This is a genomic window from Streptomyces sp. NBC_01476, from assembly GCF_036227265.1.
Lineage (GTDB): Bacteria > Actinomycetota > Actinomycetes > Streptomycetales > Streptomycetaceae > Actinacidiphila.
Window position 1 is genome coordinate 8,385,838 of record NZ_CP109446.1, and the last position, 11,201, is coordinate 8,397,038.

Here is an 11,201-nt window from a genome sequence, read left to right on the forward strand (position 1 = left end):
CGTGAGCCTCACCTCCATGATCGACGACAAGAACTCCCCCTTACGCCGCTTCCTGACCGGGCAATTGCCCGACGCCGCGGCTGTCAGGGCGGCCTATCGCGCCACCCACCGAAGTAGCGCCCCCGCGCTCCTTCCCGTAGCGGGTGACGCCGTCAGGCCCGCATGGCACACGCTCGGTGCTGCCATCGACCACCGCCTGCGACTCGCCCTGCGCGCCACCGTGGCGCGCGACCGCTCGATCGGCCAGGGCATCCGTATCGCCAGCACCTACGCACCTGCTCTGCATCACGTCGGCAGCGCGCTGCTGGACGACTTGGAGAAACTGGCCGTCACCCACGGCCTCGACGACCGGAGCCGCCCCGTCAGCCGTTCGTCCGCGGTCGAGGACCGCCTGGCCCGGCTCTGCTACGCCGCGGCCTGGTTCGAGGAGGTCTTCCGCACCGGACGCGTCTGGCCCACCACTCCGCTGGGGGGCGCACACCCCGCCTTCACCCTGGACGAGCTCCTGGCCGCAGTGCCCGCATACGCCGCGGCCGACATCACCGCCGTGACCGGCCGCGCCAACGAGGGCCTGGCCGGCATCCGGGAGACCACCGCCCCCCACGAGGTGACCCTCGCACCGACCTTCGCCGGAAGTCGCGGCGTCGGCGGAGCCGACGCCGACTGGATCGCAGGACGCCTCCTGGTGGACGTCAAAGCCACCAAGGACCCTGACAAGCTTCCCGCCCAGGACATTTACCAGCTCGCCGGCTACGTCCTGCTGGACTATCCCGACACGCACCGCCTCGACCGCGTCGGCTGGTACCACGCACGGACCGGCTCACTGTCCGTCTGGGGCATCGGCGACTTCTTCGCGCTGCTCGGCGCCCGCGAGCCACTCCAGAGCCTGCGCAACCGCACCGCGGCACTGCTGAGCTGACCAGGAAATCCGGGCGCCCCCCGTGTGGCACCAGGCGCTGCGCTCATGCGTGCCCCGTCGCGGTGGGCCACAAGACCGGCCGGAACGGAGACCGCCCGCGCCCGGAGCACATGCCGTCCGGCGGTGCCGCATCCGGCTGCCGCAAGACGGCAGTTCCCGTCCGTCAGCCGTCTGCGGGGTCTGCCGGGGGCTCGTCGGGACGGACGGGGAAGAACCCGAAGCGGTGTTCCTGGGGGTCTCGGCTGAACATGTACACCTGCGCGTGCGCGGCGACGTCCGCGGGCGGGTCGGTGTTCTCCACGACGACGGCCTGGCCGGCAAAACGCTGGAGCAGGTCGCGGTAGAAGTAGTCGATGACACTGTCGGGCAGGTCGGGATCGTCGGTGCGGCGCACCCCGGGCTGCCGATAGGTGACCAGCGGGGAGTCCAGGACGACGAATCCGGGGTGGTGGTGCTCCTTGCGCAGGCAGTGATCGGCCAGAGACACGGCGAATGCGGAGTGCAGGACCGCTCGCATGCCCTTGCCATGGCCGGCGCGGGCGTGGTCACCGACATACAGCTCGCCGCTGTACTGGTCGTAAGCCATGTCATGGACGCGGACCTGCCACTGCTCCAGGGTGCGGGCGATGGCACGGTCGAATTCGGCGAGGGTGCCGGCGGGGATGCCTCGGCTGGGAGGGCCTCCGGGAACCGCCCCGTCGGCAACCAGCCCTGCACGGACGTCCTCGAGTTCCTGGATCCGGCGGTGGAGGCCGAGCTGTTCCTCGACGCGGGACCGGGCCGACATCAGCTCGGCTGCCTGGTTCTCGAGTGGCCGCAGTTCCTCTTCGACCCCGGCGATCTCGCGGTCGGTCGCCGCGGAGTCCTCCAGGTTCCGGGCGCGCTGGCCGGCGATCTCTTCGCGCTGCTCGCGCAGGCCGTCGATGGTCAGGTGCAGATCGGACAGCAGCTGTCGGGTCTTGGTGTCCTCGGCGAGCACGGCGGTGTGCAGGGCGGTGGTCTCCTGGGCGTCGTGGCCGGCGCTCTGGTGCTCGGGCTCCGCGCCGCAGAAGACGCATGTTCCAATGCGGAAGTAGCCCAGCAGGCTGCCGGCTTCCTCGACCATCACCAGGCGTGCGAGATCGGATTCGTACTGGCTGCCTAGGAGCCCGAAGCGGCCCATCAGGTCATCGACTTCCGTCAGGCGCTGGTCGTGCTGGCCCAGTGCCACCGACAGCGCCGCCCGCCGCCCGATCGCCTGCGCGTGGCGGTCTGCGACCCCGCGCAGGGAGACCGCGGCGCCGTCCTGGTGGGTCAGGATGCGCCGTAGCTGTTCGGCCAGCTCCGATTCGTTGCCGCCCTGCGGGTCCAGCTGCCGCTGGAGGTCCAGGACCAGCTCGTCGAGCAGGCTGATCTTGCCCTTGTGGACCCGTCGTTGCCCCGTGTTGGGCTGCACTGCGGAGGCCTGCTCGCCCTGGCCGGTCAGCAGCAGATTCAGGACCGATTTGCGGGCTGTCTGCCCGCTGGCGCCGGTGGACAACAGTACGGGCGGGGTCTTGGCCACCATCCGGGTCTCGCTGACCAGGCACAGATGCAGTAGGTCCCGGAACGCCACCGCCTTGATCCCGCCGGTGTCGTTGGTGGCGATCAGCGCGCCGTCCAGCCCGATGCGCTCCAGCAGGTAGCGGGAGAGGTTCTTGGACGTCCTGCCGTGGTGCTGCGCGGTCAGCTCCAGGTCGGCCGCACGGTAGATCAGGCCGCGCAGGTCCTGGTTGAACACGTTGACCCGGGCGCTGTTGGGGCCGCGCATCAAGGTGATGACCTGCCCGTCGGGCAGCTCAATACCCAGCAGGATCTGTGTGTAGCCGTCGGCTTCGGGGATCAGGCTGAGCTTGCGGGCGCCGAGCATGTAGTCGATCGCCTCGGTGACGAAGGACTTGCCGGTGTCGGAGGCGCCGTAGATCACGGTCAGCCGCGGATCGAAGACGACCTGGGCCGTTTCCTTGCCGTCGCCGGCGAACGTCAGGTGCACAAGGCGCAGACCGGGCACGGTCACTCTCCGGGGAAGGGCTGGTGGGAAGCGAAGTCGCGGGCCCACCGGTCGGTGATGTCACGGGTCGCGGCGCGGACGTCCAGCCCGGGTGAGGACTGGGTGGCGATCACCCAAGCGGCACGGTGCTTGAGCTGATCGGTGTAGGGCGCCGCCAGGATGTCCACGAAGCCCGGCCCCTCCTCGCTCGCACGGTAAACCAGGCCGTCCTCGCCGGCTTCGACGTCTGCCAGGCCCGCCCGCATCAGGACGATCAGGCCCTGCTCGATCAAGTGCCGTTTCATCGCCAGCTCGCCAGGGCCTGCCGGAACCCTCGGATGCAAGCTGGGCGGGCCGTGCAGCTCTCCGCTGTGGAGCATCGCGTGGTCCAGGTAAACCAGTTGCGCCACATCCAGCGGCCTCGGGAAGGACGCGGACAACAGCACCAGCGTGCGCATGCCGACCTCAAGTGGGCTGTTGAGCGGATTCACTGCTCCCCTCCCTGCACCCAGATCAGACGGTCGTCGTTGGCCAACTGGTGGCAGATCCCCTTGCGGTCGTCCGGGCGCTCCACCCCCAGCAGGATGTTGGTGCCCAACTGCATGTTCCGTGCTGCCTCCAAAACGGCCTTGAGCCGGTCATAGCCGGTTGCGAAGTCCTGCTCCTCCACTTCGGCGACGCCGCTGAACACGTCGTCCTGGAGGCTTTCGAATGTCCCCGGCGGGATGTGGTCGCGGGCGAACAGGCGCAGTTGCTCTGCGCAATAGAACGCCTCGCGCTGCCGCTGCAGGTTGGGACCGGCCTTGGCGTGCGCCCGTGCCTCGTGCGGGGAGGTGGTCGAGCATCCCCACTTCTCGCCGTAGACGTCCAGCAGTTGCTGGACGTACCGGGCTTCGTCCGGAGTGTGCTCCGGCGGTGCGGACAGGCGGGCTGGCCGGTCCGGTAGGGGAGTGCCGAATCTTCTGACGTGATGGGGAGTTGCAGCGTGCTGTGTGAGGATCTTGTCCAGGTTCCCCGCCTCGAAGCGGGAGAACCCCTCTCCATGTGCAAGGCCCAGTGCACGCTCCAGCATGCCCCCCGGATACTCAAGTGTGAGCTTGTCCTGATTCTTGTCCGTCCAGTCGAAGAACTTGGCCTTGAGCGTTGAAGGCTTTGCCAGGTCCTGCGTGAGCGAAGCACCTATCTTCGGCGCGACGAACACGTAGCGCTCTGGCAGTGTCCGGTACTGCGACTCCGCCACCGCAGAGTGGATCTTGAGGATCTCGGGGAAGGCGGCGGCACCTCCGAGAGCCCTGCCGTAGTGCTTGCACTGGTAGGCGTGCCAGTCACCGTCGGTTTTGTCCGGCGTAAGGAAAGCGGCGATGTCCACCCCGCGGTCGTTGGATCCCCCCATGCCCACCACGTCCACGTACCCGGCCTCCTCGAGTGCGAGAACCCACTCGTAGATGAACTCCTCCCAGTCATCCGCCGAGTGATGTACCAACTGCTGCTTCGGTGTCAGCACGGGCGGCATAGCCATCATGGGGGAGGCCACTGTCACCGGGGTCTGTGAAGGCTTCGGCAACCTGGTGAACACAGGTTTGCCCGGAAGCCCGCCGGACTGCTCCGATGCGCTCATCGATCTCCCGGTTGTACGTCAAACCAGACCACTGCCCCAGATGTCATACCATCGACTGGCATGGCGCAGGCGGCAGTTATCCAAAGCCACCACCTTGGAGTGTGGCCCGCCGGTCGGCCCTGGAGCACAGGCAGTCCGTCCGCGCCAGACGGGATGTAACCAGGAGCGGCCCGCCGGTGCGCGATGATGGGCGGCATGGTCACACCGGTCGACGTCCCCGCCGCCCATCTGCCCAGGAGGGCAGTACTGCGCCCGGACCAGGCCAGAGCCTTGGACGCGGTGGTGCGGCACCTGCGAAGGCTTAACACGCGGGCGCTGCTGGTATCGGCGACCGGCACGGGCAAGACGCTGGTGGCCATCCGCACCGCGGATACCCTTGATGCCCGCCTGGTCCTGGTGGCGGTGCCCACACTCGACCTGGCCACACAGACCGCACTCGCCTGGCGCCGTGACGGCCACACCGAGCAGATGCTGATCGTGTCCTCGATGGACGCAAGCGCCCACGGCGCCCTCGCCGCCCGCCGCATCGGGTCGACCAGCAGTCCGCAGGCCCTCGCGGAACTGATGGCGGCCGTGGGGGAGGGACCAGACCGGCTTCCCCGCCTGACGGTGATCTGCACCTACGACTCGCTGGACAAGATCGAAGACACCCAGCACACCCCCCACCACGTCCCCGCTTTCGATCTCGCCGTCATGGACGAGGCCCACCGGATCGCCGGCCGGGCCGATAAGAAGTGGGCCACTATCAACGACGCGGCCCGCATCCGCGCAGCCCGCCGCCTGTACATGACGGCCACTCCGCGCAGCTTCGCCGCGCCCGACCTCGCCGGCTCCGCCGACCCCCGCCGCCCCCGCCGCAGCGCCGACACGCCCAGCAGCGATGCCAGCGCGAACTCCATGGACAACGAGGCCGTCTACGGCCGAAAAGTCTTCGAATACCCGCTGGCACAGGCGATCGAGGACGGAGTGGCCGCGGACTACCGCATCGTGGTGCCCACGATCACCGACACCGACCTGCGCACCCGCCTCAACCTCCCCGCTCCCGGCACCGTCGACGATTCATCGGCCAGCGCCCCTGCGGACCCCGAGGACGCGCTGCGCACCACCGCCTTGCACCTGGCCGTACTGAGCGCCATGGCCGCGCACTCCGCGCGCCGGATCCTGGTCTTCTTCCACCTCGTGGACGACGCGGTCCGCTTCACCCGCGAGATCGGCCACACCCTGCGGCAGTTGCGGCGCACCGACCCCGAGGCGTTCCCGGGTCTGGATCCCCAGGTGTTCTTCGTCCACGGCGACCACACACCCGAGGAGCGCGCTGACATTTTCGCCCGCTTCGCGGCCTGCCCGTACGCAATCTTGGCAAATGCCAAGGTGATCGCCGAAGGCGTCGACATTCCCAGCGTCGACGCGGTGGCCTTCGCCGATCCGACCAACAGCGTCATCCGTTGCGTCCAGGCGTTGGGACGCGCACTGCGCCTGGACGTCAGCGGCAAGACAGCAAGCCTAATCGTTCCCGTCTACGTGCCACCCGGCGCCGACCCGCAGGACATCCTCGGCACCGCCTACGAACCCGTATGGGCCATCACCACCGCACTTGCCAGCCACGACCACCGCATCCTCGAACGCCTGCCCAGCAAGACCAACCGCCTGCCGCAAGAGACCAGTCGGCTCATCCAGCACCGCTGGCACTTCGACTTCACCGTCCACCCCGAACGCATCGCCCGCGCTATGGACCTGATCTCCTTCAACCCGCGTGCCGCCCTCTCACGAGCCCGCCGCGAAGGCCTGGCCGCAGCCCAGGCATTCCATGACATCTACGGTCACCTCGACGTCCCCGCCGACTACCTCGATCCCTTCGGCTACGACCTGGGCCGCTTCGTCACCACCATGCGCGATGCCCGCACCGCTGGCAGCCTCGACCCCACATGGACCGCAGAACTCGACGCACTCGGCATGATCTGGGACAAGCACGACGCCGCCTGGCGCGCCCACCTTGCTGCTGCCACCGACTACCATCGGCACCACGGCCACCTCGCGGCCCCCTCCACCACCCCTTTGGGCGCCTGGCTCGCCGAGCAACGCTCTCTCGCCCACCGCGGGCGCCTCGACCCGGCGCGCACTGCCGACCTCGAAGCCATCGACACGGACTGGAAGCTGCCACACGGCCCGGACTGGCACCGTAAATTCCACCTGCTGCGCGCCCACCTGGCCGCCGGCCATGATCCCGCCGCCCTCCGCCTGGACACCCTTATCGGACCGGTGAAAGTCGGCAGCTGGCTCCACCGCCAGTTCACATCCTGGACCACGCTGGCACCCCGCCAGCAGCAACTCCTCACTGACATCGGACTCAACCCGGCCACTAGCCCACTGAAGCCCCCCACCCGCACCCGCCGCAGTTTCGAGCAGACCGTCCAGATCCTCGAGCTGTTCCTCGCCCGCGAACGTCGCGCCCCTACCGCTCGCGAAGAGGTCACCGTCGACGGTGAGAACATCAAGATCGGACCCTGGCTCGCCAAAGCCCGCACCAGCCACCGCGCCGGACGGCTTCCCCTCGGCCAGGCGGCCCTGATCGACGCGCTGTTCGCGGGCGACTGGACCGACGACGGCACCCCTGCCACCGAATTGACTTGACCCGTCCAGTCGGCGCAGCGCCGCCGCGCCGGGTCACGAGCCACGCGGCGGCCGGCCGCAACCATGCCCAGGGCACCGGAGCAGGCCAAAAGAGTCGAAATAATCTTTCTAGGCCAGGATCATGACGGGATGACTGCGTATGTGTATGACCGGTTGGTGTCGGAGGAGGAGTACCGGCAGCGGGTGCGCCGGCACCGCCCGAGTTCGCTGCTGCCGCTGATCGCGGCGGCCGCCGCCCGCTACAACCGCCCGGACCGGCCGCAGCCGTGGCTGGACAGCCCGTACAAGAAGTACACCCCATGGGCCCTGGCCGATGCGGCCCGGGTATGCCTGGCTTACGGCACCGAGCACCAGCGCAGCAATGCCAGCGAAGACGATCTGTTCCAGATCCTGGCGGCGTACTCCAGCCTGAAGGACCCGACCTTGTTCAGCGCCGACGATCCCGCAGTGCGGCTGAGGGATTTCATGATGCGGATGAGCGGGGAGCAGATGGCCTGGCAGGCCCCGGAGTTCCACAGCCTTGCCCGCACCGCGGCGCTCTACCTGCACACCCTCTTCCCGACACACCGCCGGCCGCGCTTCATCAAGCCGGGCTGGGAGGCAGAGATCTTCGGCTGCTCATTGTCGGACTACGTCGGCACCGCACAGCTGATGTGGGCAGCTGCCCTAACCTGCGCGGGACGGTTCGATCCGGAGGCCATCTTCGGCAGTGCCGACGGACAGCGATTCGCCGCCACAGTCGGCCAGCACACCGTGGAACAGGTGGCTGGACGTCACTTCACCATCGACACGGCGACGTTCAAGAAAGCCGAACAGCGGAGCGTGACAAGCCAACAGCGGCTGGCGGGAGCAAGCACGGGCCTGTACCGGCGCTTCGCCTACAACCCGCTGGCCGGCCGCCCAGCAGTAACTGGCTGCGGCCCAGGACTGCTGTGCCCATCGCCGTCGCTGGTGTGGCGCAAGGCCACCCCACCAGGCATCTACCACACCGGACGGGAGCACTTCGGCCCCGACTTCCTCCAAGAGACCGGCTACTTGTTCGAAGAGTACATCGGACGCCAACTCCGCCTGATACCCCACACACACGTCCTGGGAGAGATCACCTACACCAAGGGCAAGAACGAACTGCAAAGCGTGGACTGGCTCGTCGTCTTCGACGACCTGGTGCTACTGGTGGAGGTGAAGTCGATGATGCCCACCGAGAGCTCCCGCCTGGGCCTGGAACGCGGCGTAGCCGAGACCGACGCCAAGCTCACCCGCGCCTACCGCCAGATCAACCGGACCTCCGCCCTCATCGACCAGCGACACCCGGCCTTCACTGACATCCCATCGGACCGGCCACGCCAGGCATTGGTGGTCACGCTAGAACCCTTTCCCGTGCCCAACGCGCACCTGCCCCACCTGGACCTGCCGACCCCCGACATCCCCACCGCAGTAACCAGCTCCCAGGAGATCGAACGCCTGGTCACCCTGGCCGACATCACCCCCAGCGCCCTGCTCCTAGAGCGGGCCGCCGACCCAGAACGATCGACCTGGGCGATCAACGAATGCCTCACCAGCCACAGCTTCGGCCGCAACCGTGTTCTGGACCAGGGGTGGGCCTCCTTCCCGTGGGCCGCAGGAAAGCAACTGGCCCCCGCCCAGGCCCCATAAAGTTCTCCAGGTCCGGCTGCATCCACCCAGCCGCGCCAGCCGCACCAATCGCGATCACCCTGATCGCCCCACTCCGCAGGAAGGTCCGCCCACCCTGTGCCCGCACCGGACGCCCCCATCACCATCGGCGACGTGCTGCGCTGGCACGGACCAGTCGGACACCTGCTGACGGTGGCCCACCGACGCACCACCGGACCATGGAACCCCCTATGGCGCTCACCGGCAGCCCGCGAGGCAGCGGCCACCGCCGGACTGCGCCGCCCCGACGGCACCGCCTGGGGCGATGCACCACTGGGCTCCGCCTACACAGCCGCCGGACTCCTCATCGCAGCCGCAGTGGAACACGCCGATGCCGCACACCGGTTGCTGGCCTCCAGCCCCGCCTCCAGCCTGGCCCTGGACACCATGACCCGCGCCGCGCTGGAAGCAGCCGCACAGGCGTGGTGGCTGCTGGACCCTGCCATCGACGGCCGGATCCGCGTCGCCCGCCTCTATGCACTGCGTCGTGCCAGCGCGTCCGCGCTGGAGAAGACCGCAGCCCAGCTAGGTCTGGCCTCGGCCCGAGGCTACGGCGCCCAGACCGCCGACCTAGACCATCTGTACGAGACAACGCTCGGCATGACAGTCCACCGTGGCCCCAAAGGGGGTTTCGTCGATTGCGAAGGCCAGAGCGCTGGCAGCTACACCGGCCGCGTCGGAGCCTTCATGACCGGCATCGGCGTCGACCCGGGCTCCGGCCCATACGCCTACTTCTGCGGCGCCTCACACGCCGAACTGTGGCGCATCCAGGAACGCCACCGTGAAGCACCCGCCGCCGACGGAGCAGTCCACCTCGTGCCCCACGCCCCGCGAGCCCTGATCCACACAGCCCTAAGCGCCTCCGCCGACGCCGTCGTCCACCCCGTTGACCGCGCCCTGTATCTACTGGGCCGCACCGCCGGCACCGCCGAACTCGCCCATGCCGCCGCACAAGTCCGCACCGCCCTCACGCTGTAACCGACCCTAGTACCCGCAGCCACACCCCAGCCATACTCCGGGGCCGCCCACGGCAGGAAAGCCTATTCCCCCTGATCAGGGCAGGGCAATAGCGGAAAGCCCCAATGCGCCGCGCAATACGGTACGATTCTCGGTGCCGCACGCATTCCGCGCCCGGCACCGCCATATCCGGAGGTGAGCTTATGAGCACCCGCAAGAAGCGGGTGAAGAAACCAGCAGATCCATGGCCGCAGATGACCCTCGCACTGCGCATTGCGCAGCTCGCGTACTACGTCATCCGCCTCTGCCTGGGACTGTAGCGGGCAGGTCCGCCTAGGCAGACCTGCCCTGTGGTTCCTTCACTCTGGACCCCGTACCCTCCGCGACCAGCTTCCGGGTATGGGGTCCGCTTACGTTTGGATCCACCTACAGTGAGCCAGCTTTTCAACTGACTCACGAAGATTCTACAACATAGTTCACGACGAACCAATGAAGCGCCGGATGATTATGACGCACGTACCTCCGCTGAAAGCTCACAGCGAAGTTAGTAGAAGCGCGATTACTACAGCAGCCGCAACAACGATAAGTACGCCACTCCAAAGTTAAGCGACACACAACTTATGACTCAGGAGACTGCACGACGTAAGTCTGGATCTACTAGCGTAATCAGCGACGAAAAGTAGGCGGCAACCTGAAACGTAAGCCCATCACAGACATCCACAGCGAACACGAGTCCGCGAAAGCGGTGTCACACGAAAGTCATCGTACGAAGGAGGACTTGCTCGGTTCGCGAATACGATCCATCACGATGACGGTTTGACCGTCGGCGGCAGAGCGGTGTCCACACGCTGAAGCTTGCGGGCCGGCGAATCCCATCGCCTTGCGCGAGGATCGAAGAGCCCTGCTGGAGAAGCATTGGACCGCGCGGCGGATACCAACAGCCACGCTGACGATCTCCTGTCGAGCCCCGTCCCTGAACCGCAATCGCCCAGTCCCCTCGTCTCCTGCTGCAGATTGAGGCCGGCTCGTCCGAGGGAAGGGAAGGAAATTCGGATCCTCAGGAATTTTTGCAGGAAGGAAGCACCTTCACTGTCGTTGAGACAGACACCGCAAATCACCCTGACCTACAGTCAGCAGGAAGCCCAAGTCACCCGATGAGCCCGATCCTGTAGCCAGCAGGCCCGCGGTAGCGGGCCTTGAAAACTCGGAGGCGAAGCCGAAGAGTTGAGGCAGGGGGAGCGAAGCGGACCCTGCCGCTAGGCGAAGCCGACAAGCCCGAAGGGCTCAGCCCGCGAAGCGGGCTACTGCCGGAACGAAGTGACGGCATATCAGCCGGCGGAGCCGGCCCCGGAGCGCAGCGGAGGGGTTCCTGAAGGAGTTGCGTAGCAACTCCTTAC

The 11,201-nt window shown here is 67.5% G+C and carries 7 protein-coding genes; 4 read left to right on the plus strand and 3 right to left on the minus strand.

What is annotated here, in order from left to right; translation table 11 throughout:
* Position 1: 1 nt before the first annotated feature.
* Positions 2-919: a hypothetical protein gene (locus OG552_RS36325; protein WP_329140456.1), complete on the plus strand. Its 918-nt coding sequence runs from the start codon at positions 2-4 to the stop codon at positions 917-919.
* Positions 920-1,082: 163 nt separating this feature from the next.
* On the opposite strand, the gene OG552_RS36330 is transcribed toward OG552_RS36325, so the two are convergent.
* From OG552_RS36330 to OG552_RS36340, 3 genes are read right to left on the minus strand one after another with little or no spacing between them, the layout of a single operon-like run.
* Positions 1,083-2,948, minus strand: coding sequence for a hypothetical protein (locus OG552_RS36330; protein ID WP_329140458.1), 1,866 nt, complete (start codon positions 2,946-2,948; stop codon positions 1,083-1,085).
* A gap of 2 nt (positions 2,949-2,950) precedes the next feature.
* On the minus strand, positions 2,951-3,418 hold the full coding sequence (locus OG552_RS36335) for an ABC-three component system middle component 2 (RefSeq protein WP_181785154.1): 468 nt from the start codon (positions 3,416-3,418) through the stop codon (positions 2,951-2,953).
* Entirely contained in the window at positions 3,415-4,545 is a 1,131-nt protein-coding gene (locus OG552_RS36340) for an ABC-three component system protein (RefSeq protein ID WP_329140464.1), read from the minus strand. Before OG552_RS36340 ends, OG552_RS36335 begins: the two co-directional genes overlap by 4 nt.
* Before the next feature lie 195 nt (positions 4,546-4,740).
* Between OG552_RS36340 and OG552_RS36345 the strand changes: the two genes are divergently transcribed.
* From OG552_RS36345 to OG552_RS36355, 3 genes are all read left to right on the plus strand, one after another.
* Positions 4,741-7,176 carry a DEAD/DEAH box helicase gene (locus OG552_RS36345; RefSeq protein ID WP_329140466.1) on the plus strand — a complete coding sequence of 812 codons (2,436 nt, stop codon included), beginning with the start codon at positions 4,741-4,743 and terminating at the stop codon, positions 7,174-7,176.
* Positions 7,177-7,305: 129 nt separating this feature from the next.
* Positions 7,306-8,829 carry a nuclease-related domain-containing protein gene (locus tag OG552_RS36350; protein WP_329140468.1) on the plus strand — a complete coding sequence of 508 codons (1,524 nt, stop codon included), beginning with the start codon at positions 7,306-7,308 and terminating at the stop codon, positions 8,827-8,829.
* A 96-nt stretch (positions 8,830-8,925) separates the two neighbouring features.
* Positions 8,926-9,825 (plus strand): hypothetical protein, encoded by a 900-nt coding sequence (locus OG552_RS36355; RefSeq protein WP_329140470.1) that lies wholly within the window; start codon positions 8,926-8,928, stop codon positions 9,823-9,825.
* Positions 9,826-11,201 lie beyond the last annotated feature (1,376 nt).